Origin of the sequence: Micromonospora sp. WMMD712 (assembly GCF_029581295.1) — a bacterium.
In the GTDB taxonomy this organism is placed as follows: Bacteria; Actinomycetota; Actinomycetes; order Mycobacteriales; family Micromonosporaceae; genus Micromonospora; species Micromonospora carbonacea.
Map to the genome: position 1 here is coordinate 3,863,472 of NZ_CP120743.1, position 14,201 is coordinate 3,877,672.

A 14,201-nucleotide genomic window follows, 5' to 3' on the forward strand; every position below is an offset into this window, starting at 1 on the left:
CGGAGCGGCGGTCAGGCCCGGCCGCCGAGGCTCGCCGTGCCGATGATCCAGCCGGCGAGGAAGCCGTACCCGGCCCCGGCGCTGGCGGCCTGCAACGCGGCGAGCAGCGACGGGGCGGGCCCGAGCAGCGTGCCCAGCAGCCCGGCCAGGCCGGCGGCCAGGACGTACGCGCCCCAACCGGAGAAGAACTGGCTCACCGACCCCGGCACCCGGGCCACCTGGGACGCGGGCAGCAGGTAGAGCAGGGCGGCCGCCAGCACCACCAGCAGGATGGCGCGCAGGTCGCCGGCGAGCGTCCCCTGCCCCGGGTCGCCGGAGCCGAACCGCCACGCCGGCCAGGCCAGCAGCCGCAGGAACCAGCCGCCGGCCGACCCGGGGTCGGTGCGGCCCTCCGCCCAGCCGACGTAGAGCGGGCTGCCGCAGACCGCGACGAGCAGCAGCACCGCGAGCGTGCCGGTGCCGGCCGCCGTCCCGTACCGGCCGAGGGAGCCCGACCGGCCGGTGCCGCCCGAGCGGTTGAAGGCAGCCATGATGCGACCGGGCCCCGACGTGCCCCGGCGGGCAGACCTGCGAGTCACGGTGACCGCGTTCCGGTCAGTGCTTCATCAGGTAGTCGATGAACTTGGCCCGCAGCAGCGGCGCGGACTCCTCGTACCCGTGCCCGGTGAGCTCCCGCCACAGCGCCGCGGCCTCGTCGATGGTCGGGCCGACGGAGTTCGGCGCGCCGTCCAGCGCGGCGGCCTCGTCGGCGTTCGGCAGGTGGCGCAGCACCGACCAGAAGAACCCGACGTCACGCCGCTCCCGGGCCGTCGCGAACGCCCGCTCCCGCAGCTCCTCCGTGGAGAGCGCGTCCAACTCGTCGAACGTGTGCCCGCCGGTGCCGGTGGAAGGTGTCTCGGTCATGCCGCCGAGCCTAACCGGCGAGATCACCGGCGGCGCGCCGCCGCCCCCGACTCGTGCAGGTCAGCGGTCGCCGGTGTCCCAGCGCGACGGGCGGTCGTCCCAGCGCGACGCGTCCCAGGGGTCGGTGGGGGTGTCGTCGGTGCGGGTGGGCAGGGCCGGGGGCCAGTCGCCCACCGGCGCCGGCCGGGGCACCGACCAGCCAGAGCTGATCGTGCCGTCGCCCCGCGGGATCGGCTCCGGGTCCACACCCGCCGTCCGGGGCCGCCCGAACGTCTCGACCAGCCGGGTCACCACCAGGCCGACGCCGAGGGCCGCCCCGCCGACCGCCCACCGGCTCACGCTCCAGCCCTCGGCGTCCAGCCAGGCACGCAGGACGGCGACGATGCTGACGGCGAGCAGCGTGCCGAAGATCGCGCCGCGCCGGCCGTACGCGCTCGTGCCGCCGAGCAGCGCGATGCCGACGGCGAGCGTCGTCCAGCCCAGCCCCTCGGTGGGGACGACGGGCCCGTCGCCGTTGCTGGCGAGCAGGATGCCGGCGAGCGTGGCGAACACGGTGGAGAGGACGAAGGCGAACACGACGATGGTCGCCGCGACGCCGCCCCGGCGACGGGCCGGGTCGGCCACCGGGCGGTACCGGCCGACCAGGCGGCGCACGGGGCGGACGGCCCCGAACAGTCCGCCGAGGACGGCCACGGCGGCGAAGCCGGCGAAGAGGTAGAACGCGGTGTCCCGGGGGTCGTACCCGCCCTGCACCGGCACCGGCACGGAGCGCTGCTGGATGTAGACCACCACGCCGGCCGCGCCGGCCAGGCTCGCCGCCCAGCCGGGCACGTGCAGCACCACCACGGCGAGCCCCACGGCCAGCCCGCCGATCGCGGCCACCGCCACGGCGTGCCCCACCGCGACCTCGATTCCCCGGTCGCCCTGCTCGGCGGCGTGCAGGGCGGCGGCGACCGCCACCGGGCCGACCGCCAGGTTCACGGCGGAGGTGCGCAGGGTCAGCCCGGCGGCCAGCACGAGCAGCCCCAGCGCCACCACGTCGACCAGCAGCGACCGCAGCCCGTCGTCGCGCAGCGCGGCCGGATCCGCCCGCCACAGCAGCCAGGTCAGCGCGGCGAGGGCGGCGGCCAGCAGCAGTTCCCAGACGACGTGCACGGCGACCCGGTCGCGGCCCGGCTCGCCGTGGGCCGGATCGTCGAAGACGTTCTCCAGCACCGACGCGGGCACGCCCGACGAGGGCTCCGCGGGGAAGTGCCGGCCCGGATCCTCGTGCCCCATGACGCGTGCCCTCCCCAGGTCACGGCCGCAGGGTCCGGCCCGGACGGACCGGGGCGGCCGTTGCTCTCCGGTCGCCAGGCACGGTACCTGCGCGCCGGTCCGGGCGTAACCCCCCGTGGTCAGCGCTGGCCCGGGCCGCCCTCCCGCCGGTCGGCGTCCCGCTCGTCCTCGGGCCGCTCCGGCACCCGGCAGGACCGCTCCAGCCACAGCGCGGCGGCCACCAGGGCGAGCGCCGCGAGCAGGCCGGCGCCGGCGGCCGGGCGGTCCTCTGCGGCGGCCCGGGTGGGCTCCACGAAGAGCCACCCGGTCAGCCCGGCGCACCAGCCGGCGAAGATCGCCCCGGCCAGGGCGGACGCCTTAGCCAGCACCACGAACCGGGCCACCAGCAGCGGATCGACCGGGTCGCGCCCCGGCCGCCGCTCGATCCGGCTGCGGGTGTTGACCGCCGCGTACGCCTCCAGCACCGCCAGCGCGGCCAGCGTCACCACCGGCAGCCAGGGCAGCCGCGGGAATCCGCCGTAGAGGGTGCTGATCAGCAGCCAGGCCACCGCCGCGGCGGCCAGGCCGGCGACGACCAGGGTGGAGATCCGGGTGGGGCCCATCCTGGAGCGGCCGGGGTCCGACCCGCCCGGCGGTCGGGACTGCGCCTGGGTCATGCCGGCCGGCTCCACTGGCTCATGTCGACGACTCTAACGCCAGATCCGGCCGGGGGCTCAGTTCCAGGGCGTCGCCGGCCACCGGTTCGGCGTTGAGCAGGTCGGTCAGCCAGCCGTGCCCGGGCAGCCGCCCGTACGGCTGGATGTCGATCCACGGCCGGAGCACGAACGCCCGCAGGTGGGCCCGGGGGTGCGGGAGGGTCAGCTCCGGGTCGTCGCTGAGCACCGGCTCGCCGGCGTCGTCCCAGACGGCGACGACGTCGACGTCGAGGGTGCGCGGGCCGAAGCGGCGCGCCGGGTCGCGCTCGCGGCCGGCGCGCCGCTCGGCGGCCCGGGCCCGCGCCAACCAGTCCGGCGGGGCCGCCGCCGGGTCCGCGACCAGCGCCACCGCGTTGAGGTACGCGGGCTGGTCCGCGTCGCCCCACGGCGGGGTCTCGTAGACGCCCGAGACCAGCAGCACCGCCTCGCCGAGGGAGTCCACCGCCGAGCGCAGGTAGGCCAGCCGGTCGCCGAGGTTGCTGCCGAGGGAGAGCAGGGCGCGGGTCACCCGGCACCCCCGGCGGGCGCGGCAGGCGGCAGGCCGGTCCGCGCCCTGGACATGGTGACGGCGACGTCGGTGAAGGCGTGCGGCACGGGCGCCTCCGGCTTGTGCACGGTCACCGTCGCGCGGGTCACGCGGGAGTCGGCCAGGCAGATCGTGAGCAGCCGGTCGGCGAGCGTCTCGATCAGGTTCACCGGCTCGCCGGTCAGCACCGCGACCAGCCGGTCGGCCAGCTCCCCGTAGTGCACCGTGTCGGTCACCTCGTCGGAGCGGGCGGCGGGCGCGAGGTCGAGTTCGAGGACGGCGTCGACGACGAACTCCTGCCCCCGTTCCCGCTCGAAGTCGTAGACGCCGTGCCGGCCGTGCGCCCGCAGGCCCGTCAGCGTGATCCGGTCGGTCACCGTGCTCCCTCCGTCGGTCTTCCGACTCCTGCCGCCGCCGGCCCGCCCCGGTCGGCCGGCCGGCCACCCTCGCGGGCGGGCCCGAGGCGCGGGCTGCCGCTGGCCCGCCAGACCGCCAGGGCGTCGACGGTGCCGAGCACGTCGTGCACGCGTACCCCCCAGGCCCCGGCCGCGACCGCGAGCAGGCTGGTCGCGGCGGTGGCGGTCTCCCGGCCGGCGGTCGGCCGGGGGGTGCCGTCGGCGGCGGCGAGCAGCCGGCCCAGGTAGGACTTGCGGCTGGCCCCGAAGAGCAGCGGGAGGCCGAGCTCCAGCAGCTCGGGCAGGCGGGCGGTGAGCTGCCAGTTGTGCTCGGCGGTCTTGGCGAAGCCGAGGCCGGGGTCGACGACGATGCGGTCGGCGGCCACCCCGGCGGCCAGCGCCGCGTCGACCCGCCCGGCCAGCTCGGCCCGCACGTCGGTCACTACGTCTGTGTAGTGGGCCAGCCCGCTCATCCCCCGCGAGTGCCCGCGCCAGTGCATGAGCACCCAGGGGCAGCCGGCGTCGCGGACCACCCGGGCCATGTCCGGGTCGGCCAGGCCGCCGGAGACGTCGTTGACCACCGCCGCCCCGGCCGCGAGGGCGGCCTCGGCCACCCGGGCCCGGCTGGTGTCGATGCTGACCGCGACGCCGGCGGCGGCGAGCTCCCGGACCACCGGCAGCACCCGGGCGGCCTCGGTGGCGGCGTCCACCCGGTCCGCCCCCGGGCGGGTCGACTCGCCGCCGACGTCCACCAGGTGCGCGCCCTCCTCCTTCAGCCGCACCCCGTGTGCGACGGCGGCGTCGAGATCGGCGTATCGACCGCCGTCGGAGAAGGAGTCGGGCGTGACGTTGAGGACCCCCATCACCACCGGGGTCCGCGTCCGTACCAGATCGGTCACGACTGCACCGTACCGGTCGCGGCGGGGTGCCCGGGCGGCCCGGTGCGCCCCGCCGGCGACACCCCTGACATGGCAATTAGAACGAGTGTACGATCGGTCGTCCGGGTCGTTCCGGGCCGACTCTTCGCGGCTTGTCGCAAAGGGGGGCGGCCCGTACCCTTTGGAATTGCCCAGCAGCGAGACGGCGAAGCCTGGAGGGAGGGCCGAAGCGGGAAAAATCCCCCCAAAGCTCACTACTCCGCGTGGTGGGTGACGAACGCAGGGTCGCCGACACTGCGCAGAGTGAGCACCATCCCGCCAAGCTTGACCACCGCACCGCCGCGGCTCCGCCGGCCGCACCAGGGAGGTTCCAGTGATCGCCATCGAGCTCATGGAGGCGACGTCGTCCGGCGTCACCCACGCGCTCCACACCCTGGCGTCGACTCCACTCGCCGAGCCGGCACCCAAGGGCATCGACACCAACGGCGTCGTCACGTTCTTCGCCAGCAAGATCGCGCCGATCCTGCTGGCCGTGCTCGGCGTCATCTTCATCGGCCGGGCCAGCCGCGGCGAGATCTCCAAGGTCCTGACCAGCTCCGCCATCGCGATCGTCGGGCTGGCCTTCATCGCCGGAGCGGCCACACTCTTCTTCGTCGGTGATTACCTGATCGACCTGATCTTCGAATAGGCGCGGGCAGATGCGGCTGCGCACCGACGACGACATCTACCGGGCCCGCCTGGTCTACCTCGGGCCACCCGGCTACACCCTGCCCGTCCACCTGCCGTACGCCCAGTACGGCGTGTTCATGCTGCTCGTACCCCTCTACATGTTCATCCACTGGCTGTTCACGTTGCAGGTCGAGCTCTTTCCCGCCTGGGAGATCGCGCTCGCCATCGTGAGCACCTCGTTCATCTTCCGGTACGTCGACCCCGACCGGCCCGCGCGCATGGTGATCCGCACCGCGCTGACCGACTGGCGGCGCACCCGGGAGTCGGCCGCCGAGCAGCGCGACCCGCGCCTGGTGGCGAGCCGGATCAGGATCCGGGAGGAACTGGCATGACCGGGCGTACGCCGATCGGGCCGAAGCAGCACGCGGATGAGGCGGTGGCATGAGTCGCTCTTCCACGCCGGGTTCCCCGGCAGGACGTCACGCGGCTACGCACGGTAACCGTGCGCGCTCGTTCGACTACCCTCCGGACGAGGATCTGGACGAGGTCGCCCTCGACCCCGCGCTGGCCACCACCCCCGGTCACGGGCGGGTCGGCGTCTTCCAGGCGCCCCGGCCCACGCCCGGGCGTCCCGCGCCGGCCGGCCCCGAGCCGAGCCCGCCGATGGTCGCCGACAGCGCCGACATCGACTCACCGTTCCTCGACCTCTTCGGCGGCGCCCACCCGGCGTCCCGGCCCGCGCTGCCCGCGCCGCCCCGGCCCACGCCCCGCGAGCACCCCCCGATCCCGCACCAGCCGCCGGCCGTGGCGGCCCCGCCCGCGCGGCCCGAGATCGCGCCGGCCCCCGCCGAACGGACCACCGTCGCGCCCACGCCGCACAGCCGGCCCCGGGTCCCCCAGCAGCACGTGGACCGGATCCCGGCGGCACGCCCCACGCCCACGCCCGACCCGCCGCCCCCGGTCGTGGCCGAGCCCCCCGCCGATCCCGACGACGAGACGTACGGCTGGCAGGACGCCGAGCCGCCCGTGCGCCGGGAGCCCGGGCGGTCCCCGCAGCGGGCGGCCGAGCCGGCGGCACGGCGGGAGGCCGCGCACGCCCCGCAGCGCGGCGGCACGCCGTCCCCGCAGCCGGGCGTCGTCCCGTCCCCGCAGCGCGGCCCCGAGGCCCCGCCCCGGGGCTGGGAGCCGGATCGACCGGCGCTCCCGGCGCCGGCGCAGTCCCCGGCCGGCCGCGAGGTGACGCCGCCCCGGCAGCGGACGGCCGAGCGGCGGGAGCGGGCCGCCAAGCCCGCGAAGCCCGCCCGGCCCGCGAAGCCGGCCAAGCCCGCCCGGCCCGCCAAGCCCCCGAAGATCAAGTTCGGGGACCGCGACCCGTCGGTCGAGCTGGCCATCACCGAGATCGCCGGCCACCTGACCTTCACCCCCAACACCGTCACGGCGTGGTACTGGCTGCCCGAGGTGCGCTGGGCGTTCCGGCCCGACGCCGAACGGGAGGCCCTGCTCGCCGCCATCTCGGAGCAGTACGCCGGCCTCGCCGGCTTCCGGCTGCACCTGCGCCGCACCACCCGCCCGTTCCCGGCCGACGAGTGGGCGCGCACCATCGACGCGCACACCACGTCCCCGCTGCCCGACGTGCCGGGCACCGCCGGCTGGGGCGACCACCTCGTCGCCGCCCAGCAGCACCTGCTGTCCGTCAACCACGCCGAGGGGCAGACGTACCTCGGGGTGACCTTCGCCCGGCGCTCCCTCGGCGACTCGCTCACCGAACGGCTCCTGCGCACCTTCGGCCGCGGCGTCGCCGAGGGCGAACGCCGCAAGCTCGGCCGCACCGTCGAGCAGTTCGACGAGGTGCTGGGCGCATTCGGCATGCGTGGCCGGCGGGTCACGGCCCAGGAGCTGGAGTGGCTGCTCTACCGCTCGGTCGCGCTCTGCATGGCCCCGCCCGGCACCCTATCCCCCGTCACCAACGGCCGGTGGGAACGCGGCGACCTGCTCGCCCTCACCGAGCAGGTGGAGCGGTACCGCACCCCGTACGGGTCGACGGTCAAGCTGGTCAACCGGATGACCGGCGAGGAGCGGCACGTGGCCGTGCTCGCCGTCGGCCGGATGGAGCCGCTGGAGATCCCCGAGCGGCACGAGCCCTGGCTGCACTTCCACGAGCGCCTGCCCTGGCCGATGGAGATCTCCACCCGGGTGGACATCCTCGGCTCCGGCGACTCCTTCCGCAACCTCGAACACCGGCTGCGGATGATCCGCTCCCAACAGCTCGACTACGCCGAGCACGGCATCGACGCCCCGCCCGAGCTGGAGCGGCTGGCCAAGCGGGCGCTGGTGATCGGCGACGAGATGACCACCGGCCTACCGGTCGACTCCGCCCGGGCCCACGGCTGGCACCGCATCGCCGTCGGCGGCCGCACCCGGGAGGAGTGCCTGGAGCGGGCCCGCCGGCTCATCCAGCTCTACTCCCGGGAACTGCGCGTGTCGTTGCAGCACCCGAAGAACCAGGACTGGCTGGCCCGCGAGTTCATCCCCGGCGAGCCGATCGCCAACACCGGCTACGTCCGGCGGATGCCGGTCAACCTGCTCGCCGCCGCGCTGCCGCAGGCCGCGTCCACCGTCGGCGACCGGCGGGGCGACCTGATCGGGCGTACCGCCGGGACCTGCCGCCGACCGGTTTTCCTCGACCTGCACTTCCCGATGGAGGTGCGGGAGCGCTCCGGCCTCGCGGTCTTCGTCGCCGAGCCCGGCGGTGGCAAGTCGACCCTGCTCGGCGCGCTGGGCTACCTGGCCGCCCGGCGCGGCGTGCAGGTGACCCTGCTCGACCCGTCCGGCCCGCTGGCCCGGCTGTGCAGCATGCCCGAGCTGCGGCCGTACTCGCGGGTGCTCAACCTGACCGGCTCCGAGCAGGGGACGCTGGCGCCGTACGCGCTCATCCCGACGCCGCTGCGCAGCGAGTTCAGCACCGGCGCGGCCGGCGACCGGGAGTTCGAGATCGCCGTCTCCAACGCCCGTGCCGAGCGGCGCATGCTGGTGCAGGACATCTGCATGATGCTGGTGCCGCCGCAGGTGGCCCGGGAGGCGTCCACCGCGACCCTGTTCCGGCACGCGGTCCGGCAGGTGCCGGCCGAGGAGACGTCCACCCTGGACGACGTGGTCGCCTGCCTCGGTCAGCTCGACGACGACGCCGGCCGGGAGCTGGCGAACCTGCTGCTGGACACCGCCGAGATGCCGCTGGCCATGCTCTTCTTCGGCCGCCCGCCGGAGGGGCTGCTCGGCGCCGACGCGGCGCTGACCGTGATCACCATGGCCGGGCTGCGCCTGCCCGACCTCAAGATCGAACGCGAGTACTGGTCGGCCGAGGAGGCGCTCGCGCTGCCCATGCTGCACACCGCCCACCGGCTCGCGGTGCGCCGCTGCTACGGCGGCTCGATGTCCTCCAGGAAGCTGGTCGGGCTGGACGAGGCGCACTTCATGGAGGGCTGGCGCTCCGGCCGGTCGTTCCTCGTGCGCCTCGCCCGCGACTCCCGCAAATGGAACCTCGCCGCGCTGGTCGCCTCGCAGAACCCGAAGGACATCCTCGGGCTCGACGTGCAGAACCTCGTCTCCACCGTGTTCGTCGGCCGCATCGCCGAGGACACCGAGATCGCCTCCGAGGCGCTGCGGCTGCTCCGCGTCCCCGTCAACGACGGGTACGAGGCGACACTGGCCTCGCTGTCCACAGCGGATGCCACTTCCGCCACCCGGCTCGGCTTCCGCGAGTTCGTCATGCGCGACGTCGACGGGCGGGTGCAGAAGGTCCGGGTGGACGTGTCGTACGTCGACGGGCTGCTGGACCACCTGGACACCACCCCCGCCGCGGTCGCCGCGGCAGCGGGCCAACTGCCGACCATCGCTGACCTGGAGGCGTGACATGGCGAGGGTCCGGGCCCGAATAGCGGCGTTCCTGCTCGCGCTCGGCGTACTCGCCGGCGCCACGGTCTCCTGGCCGGCCGTGGGCGGCGACGCCGCGTACGCCGCCCTGCCGACCGCGCAGGCGAAGGCGGACCTGTGCAGCACCCAGGAATGGCAGGCCGACTTCCGCGCCTGCGTCGACAAGCTGGGCGCGGTCAGCAAGGACCAGGTCGAATGCCGCAACGCCCCGGTCCCCTCCGCACCCGACTCCGGCCTCGCCGGCTGGTTCGCTTCCCGCCCCGACTCCGCCAAGCTGCCCGGGCCCAAGGGTCTCTACAGCGACTACGGATACGCCGGATACAGCTTTCCGACCTACGACCTGCCCGGCGGTTGCGCCTCCGCGGTGATCCATCCGGACTACAAGTTCACCACCACGGTGGCGAACGGCGAATTCATGATCGCCACCGCGATCATCGGCGGCTCGAACGCGCTGCGGGAGCGGGCCTGGGATCCCCGGTCGATGTGGGCCTGGGCCGACCCCCTGGTGGAGCAGGCCACCAAGGCCGTCTACCAGAAGGTGTTCAGCGTCTTCGGCATCATCACGCTCTGCGTGGTGGGGCTCTACCTGCTCTGGCGTTCCCGCCAGTCCGACATGAGCAACGCCATGACCACCGCCGGCTGGGCCCTGCTGGTGATGGTGGCGGTGACCGCCCTCGCCGCGTGGCCCGTGAAGTCCGCGAACATCGCCGACGGCACGCTCGTCACCACCCTCGGCGTGGTCCACGACGCCGTCGGGCCGGCGACCCGGGACACCCCACCCGAACAGTGCGATGATCCCGATCCCGCCGCGTGTAAGGACAATCGGCCTCCTGCCGTGCGGGCCAGTGATACCGCGACCGAGTCCATGCTCTACCGCAACTGGCTGCGCGGGGTGCTCGGGTCGGCCGACAGCGAGACCGCCAAGAAGTACGGGCCGGCGCTCTACGACGCCAAGTCGCTGTCCTGGGAGGAGACCGAGAAGATCCGGGCCAATCCGGCGACCCGGGACACGACCATCTCCGCCAAGCAGCAGCAGTGGGCCCGGGTCGCAGAGCAGATCAAGAACGAGGACCGGGAGGCGTACGAGTACCTCCAGGGCCTCCGGGACATGGACCGGGTCGGCTCGGGCTTCATCGCTGTGCTCGCCGCGCTGCTCTTCGCGATGTTCGACCTCACCGCGTCGCTGCTGGTGCTGCTGGGCTTCCTCATCTTCCGGTGGGCGGTGATCGCGGCGCCGATCCTGGGCACGATAGGGCTGATGCGCCCGGCGAGCGCCGGGCTGCGCCGGCTGGCCAACGCCGTCGTCGCCGCCGTGTTCAACATCGCCATCTTCGGCACCGGGGCCGCCATCTACCTCTTCGCCGTGGATCTGATCATGAGCACGGCGACCCTGCCGGGCTGGCTCCAGGTGGTGCTCGTCTGGCTCTGCGGGGTGGTCGGCTGGCTGCTGCTACGGCCGTACCGGCGCATCACCCAGCTCGGCGGCAAGGACAGCAGCGAGGCCGTCAGCTCGGCCGGATCGTGGCACCGGCGGTTCTTCCGGGACATGCGCACCGCTGCCAGGCTCGACGTCGCCGAGCCCGGTGGCACGAACGAGCCGGCCCTGGCCCGCAAGCGCGGCGCGACGGCCGAGCGGACGACTCTCCGGCCCGAGGCCCGGCACGAGGACCCGAGCCACTCCACCGTCGGCACCGCGAACCCCGCCGAGCGGCAGCGGCCCGACGGACGGGAACGCCCTGACGAGGTCACCGTGCCTGAGCAGCGCAGCCCCGCACGGCCTCCCGCGCCCCGGCCACGACGCCGCCAGCCCTCGACCTGGACCGAGCCGGACGTGCCGGCGGAGAACCCGTCCTTCGTCATCTACCGGCCGGGGACCACCGGGCCGGCCACGCCCCGACCCTCCGCACCGCGGATCCGCACCGAAGCGCGGTGAGGGCCATGCGACGCGCGGTGGAGTTCCTCTTCGCTCGGGTGCTGCGGTCCCGCCTGGGCATCGCGCTGGCCATCGGGGTTCTCGTCTTCGGTGTGATCGGCACCGCCCGGCTGGCGTCCGGTCCGGGGGATCCGGCGGCGGGGCTGAGCAACCGACCCAGCCAGCCGATCACCACCGTCGACCCGACCTCTGGCGACGACGGCGTACTCGGCGGCACCGCGCCCCCGACGCCGGTGACCCGCCCCGGCGCACCGACCCCCGAGCAGATCGCGGACCGATTCGTCGCCGCGTGGCTCGGTGGCCGCGGCAGCAACGCGGACGATTGGCACGAGGCGCTGCGTCCGCTCTCCACCCCAGAGCTCACCGAGCAACTCGCGGGTGCCGACCCGGCGGGTGTTCCGGCGGAGCGGACGACCGGCGAAGCGAGCCTCCGCCCCCGGACGGAACGCTTCGTCGAGGTGGTGGTGCCGCTCGACACCGGGCGGCTGCGGCTGGAACTGGTGGCCCCCGACGGGCAGTGGCTGGTCGACGCCGTGGACTGGGAGCGAGCATGAGCGAGCAGATGAGAGATGGCAGCAGCCCGCGGCGCAGGCTGCGGATCGGCGCGCTGGCCGTCGCACTGACCGCCACGCTCACGCTGCTCTGTTGCACCGGGGGGACGGCGGCGTTCTTCCTCACCGAACTGAGCGGCGGCAGTGACGACCTCTCCCCGGAGGCCCAGTCCGCCTGCGGCTCGTCCCACCAGGTCAAGGTCTCCGGCAAGATGCCCCGCTTCGCGCAGTACGGCGAGAGCCAGATCCGCAACGCCGCGGTCATCATCAAGGTCGGCTCGGACATGAAGGTCCCGCCTCGCGGCTGGGTGATCGCCGTCGCGACCGCCATGCAGGAGTCCGGCCTACGGAACCTTCCCCACCTGGGCAGCCGCAACGACCACGACTCGGTGGGCCTGTTCCAGCAGCGCCCCAGCCAGGGCTGGGGGTCCCCCGAGCAGTTGCAGGACCCGTCCTACTCGTCCCGCAAGTTCTACGAGAAGCTGGTGAAGGTCCCCGGCTGGGAGCAGCTCTCGCTGACCAGGGCCGCCCAGCGGGTGCAGGTGAGCGCCTTCCCTGACGCCTATGCGAAGCACGAGGACCTCGCCAGCAGAATCGTCGACGCGCTCGCCGGCGGTGCGGCACGCACGGTGCAGGTGGCTCAGCGCAGCATCTGCAACGCCGCCACCCGGGGCCAGATCGCCGCCTCGGGCTGGACGGCACCCATCCCGGGGGGTGTCGGCTCCGGATTCCGGACGGCCAGTCGCCCTCGGCACAACGGGGTGGACATCGCCGCGCCGAAGCGCACCCTGATCCGCGTGGCGGCGACCGGGCGGGTACTGGTCGCCAGGTGCGACCCGGCCAACAACGGCCAGCTGAGCTGTGATGTCGACGGCTATCCGGGCAAGGGTGGGTGTGGCTGGTTCGTCGACGTGCTGCACTCCGGCGGCTACGTGACCCGGTACTGCCACATGATCGTCAAGCCCCGGGTGGTCCCCGGCCAGATGGTCAAGGCCGGAGAGGTGATCGGTGAGGTCGGGAGCAGCGGAAACTCGTCCGGCCCGCACCTGCACTTCGAGGTCCACCTGGACGGTGACCGGTCCAGTCGTGGTGCGGTCAACCCGGTGCCGTTCATGCGGGACCGGGGCGCGCCCCTGAACGGCAAGGCGTAGGGCTCCGGTACGCATGACCGGGCCGCTTCCCGACCCCTTCGCCGACCAGCCTGACTGGGCACCCCAGCCGCCCAGGCCGATCGAGATCGTGCCCGCGACCGGACGGGTCGAACTGCGGGGACGGCGGGTGCTGGTCGGGCTGCCCGGTCTCGGCTGGCGCGGCGACCTGCGCGCCGACGAGCGCGTGGTGCAGAACAGCCGCACCTACGTGCCGGTCATTCCCGAGCAGGAGTGGTACCGCGCGGAGTCCGAGCAGGTCGAGGTCTTCGCCCCGCTGGTGCCGGTCGAGCGGGTGTGGGTGGAAACCCTGGGGAACCGGCCGGGCGTCCCTACGGTCGGGGTCTCCAGCGTCAACCTGGTCTCCCTGGACGCACCGGCCCACCGGGCGCCGACTCCGGTCTTCGAGGCGGGTGCCGTCACGGGACGCCGGGTCGTGCACGTGGCTGACGCCGGTGAGCAGCGAGACCTCCGCGCAGTGACCGAGACCTACTCGGGGGCCGAGGGGGACATCTGCGTCCGGGTCACGCCCGAGCTGGAGTGGTACCGCTGGGCCTGGCGAGGTCAGCCGCCCACCACTCTGGAGGTCCCGGTCCATCTCCTCTGGATCGAGTAGTTGCTAGTCAACCTTCCTGCCATCGCAAACACGCCAGCCGTCCGTTTCGTCGCTGACCTGAAAAACCCAAGCTTCCCGACGGCTGCTACGAGGTTGGCCATTGGCTGAACTTGAGATCGTCAGCGTCGTCTCGACTGACTCGCCTCCAGCAGTCTTCGTGCGGGCCAGCGCTCCCCATGTGATCCGGACGTTGACGCCGAAGCGCGCTTCGCGTTGTTCGATTTCACTGCGGAGGCCGTTGACCGCCTCAAGAGTGCTTGCTGAGCAGGTGAACTGGTCGGCCTTGATGTCGTTGCGGTCGACGAGGAATGCACGCAGGTAGTTGTCGACGACCACGTCCGGGGCGCTGCGATCCGGTCTGGTGGCGCGGTCGTACAGCACGAAGGCGGTGATGCCGCCGCCGACGAGCAGCAACCCGAGCACCCCGGCGACCACCGTGACGATGGTCCGCACCCGTCCTGGCCGGCGGGCCGGCGTCGGCGTCCCCGACGGGGGCACCAACTGCTCCGGCGGGGTCCGCTGCGCCGGTACGCGGGACACCTGGGAACCGGCGGGGGGCTGCACTGATTCCACCCCTTGAGGCTATCGGCTGGACGCCTCGTACCCAATGCCCAGGATGCAGCGGATCGTGACAGGACGACCCCCAGCGGTGAGAATCCGACCGGTCACGGACATCTCC

Annotated in this window: 15 protein-coding genes; 7 read left to right on the forward strand and 8 right to left on the reverse strand. The window is 73.9% G+C overall.

Translation table 11 applies throughout. From position 1 onward, the window contains the following. Positions 1 to 11 precede the first annotated feature (11 nt). From O7633_RS16610 to folP, 7 genes are all read right to left on the reverse strand, one after another. Positions 12 to 530 carry a hypothetical protein gene (locus tag O7633_RS16610; RefSeq protein ID WP_278136270.1) on the reverse strand — a complete coding sequence of 173 codons (519 nt, stop codon included), beginning with the start codon at positions 528 to 530 and terminating at the stop codon, positions 12 to 14. A gap of 64 nt (positions 531 to 594) precedes the next feature. Continuing rightward, positions 595 to 903 carry a hypothetical protein gene (locus O7633_RS16615; RefSeq protein WP_074472273.1) on the reverse strand — a complete coding sequence of 103 codons (309 nt, stop codon included), beginning with the start codon at positions 901 to 903 and terminating at the stop codon, positions 595 to 597. A gap of 60 nt (positions 904 to 963) precedes the next feature. Beyond that, on the reverse strand, positions 964 to 2,181 hold the full coding sequence (locus O7633_RS16620; protein WP_282328419.1) for an ABC transporter permease: 1,218 nt from the start codon (positions 2,179 to 2,181) through the stop codon (positions 964 to 966). A gap of 119 nt (positions 2,182 to 2,300) precedes the next feature. Beyond that, positions 2,301 to 2,837 carry a DUF3180 domain-containing protein gene (locus O7633_RS16625; protein ID WP_282328420.1) on the reverse strand — a complete coding sequence of 179 codons (537 nt, stop codon included), beginning with the start codon at positions 2,835 to 2,837 and terminating at the stop codon, positions 2,301 to 2,303. A gap of 19 nt (positions 2,838 to 2,856) precedes the next feature. Continuing rightward, positions 2,857 to 3,384: a 2-amino-4-hydroxy-6-hydroxymethyldihydropteridine diphosphokinase gene (gene folK / locus O7633_RS16630; RefSeq protein WP_282328421.1), complete on the reverse strand. Its 528-nt coding sequence runs from the start codon at positions 3,382 to 3,384 to the stop codon at positions 2,857 to 2,859. Then, positions 3,381 to 3,779, reverse strand: coding sequence for a dihydroneopterin aldolase (gene folB, locus O7633_RS16635; RefSeq protein ID WP_282328422.1), 399 nt, complete (start codon positions 3,777 to 3,779; stop codon positions 3,381 to 3,383). The genes folK and folB overlap by 4 nt, the downstream gene beginning before the upstream one ends. Then, entirely contained in the window at positions 3,776 to 4,696 is a 921-nt protein-coding gene (gene folP / locus O7633_RS16640) for a dihydropteroate synthase (RefSeq protein WP_282328423.1), read from the reverse strand. The genes folB and folP overlap by 4 nt, the downstream gene beginning before the upstream one ends. A 352-nt stretch (positions 4,697 to 5,048) precedes the next feature. Here folP and O7633_RS16645 point away from each other — a divergent pair, with 352 nt between their 5' ends. From O7633_RS16645 to O7633_RS16675, 7 genes are read left to right on the forward strand one after another with little or no spacing between them, the layout of a single operon-like run. Then, positions 5,049 to 5,363, forward strand: a complete 315-nt coding sequence (locus O7633_RS16645; RefSeq protein ID WP_077938023.1) for a hypothetical protein — start codon at positions 5,049 to 5,051, stop codon at positions 5,361 to 5,363. Between the two features lie 10 nt (positions 5,364 to 5,373). After that, positions 5,374 to 5,736 (forward strand): hypothetical protein, encoded by a 363-nt coding sequence (locus O7633_RS16650; RefSeq protein ID WP_043965000.1) that lies wholly within the window; start codon positions 5,374 to 5,376, stop codon positions 5,734 to 5,736. Positions 5,737 to 5,785: 49 nt separating this feature from the next. Next, positions 5,786 to 9,253, forward strand: a complete 3,468-nt coding sequence (locus O7633_RS16655; RefSeq protein ID WP_282328424.1) for an ATP-binding protein — start codon at positions 5,786 to 5,788, stop codon at positions 9,251 to 9,253. Position 9,254: 1 nt separating this feature from the next. After that, the gene (locus O7633_RS16660) at positions 9,255 to 11,207 is read left to right on the forward strand and encodes an MFS transporter (protein WP_282328425.1); all 1,953 of its coding nucleotides are present in this window, start codon (positions 9,255 to 9,257) and stop codon (positions 11,205 to 11,207) included. After that, positions 11,204 to 11,761, forward strand: a complete 558-nt coding sequence (locus O7633_RS16665) for a hypothetical protein (protein WP_282328426.1) — start codon at positions 11,204 to 11,206, stop codon at positions 11,759 to 11,761. The genes O7633_RS16660 and O7633_RS16665 overlap by 4 nt, the downstream gene beginning before the upstream one ends. Before the next feature lie 8 nt (positions 11,762 to 11,769). Then, positions 11,770 to 12,909 (forward strand): M23 family metallopeptidase, encoded by a 1,140-nt coding sequence (locus tag O7633_RS16670; RefSeq protein WP_278136271.1) that lies wholly within the window; start codon positions 11,770 to 11,772, stop codon positions 12,907 to 12,909. Between the two features lie 13 nt (positions 12,910 to 12,922). Then, positions 12,923 to 13,522, forward strand: a complete 600-nt coding sequence (locus O7633_RS16675; RefSeq protein ID WP_282328427.1) for a hypothetical protein — start codon at positions 12,923 to 12,925, stop codon at positions 13,520 to 13,522. A gap of 3 nt (positions 13,523 to 13,525) precedes the next feature. Here O7633_RS16675 and O7633_RS16680 read toward each other — a convergent pair whose 3' ends face one another. After that, the gene (locus O7633_RS16680) at positions 13,526 to 14,086 is read right to left on the reverse strand and encodes a hypothetical protein (RefSeq protein WP_348776339.1); all 561 of its coding nucleotides are present in this window, start codon (positions 14,084 to 14,086) and stop codon (positions 13,526 to 13,528) included. Between the last annotated feature and the right edge of the window lie 115 nt (positions 14,087 to 14,201).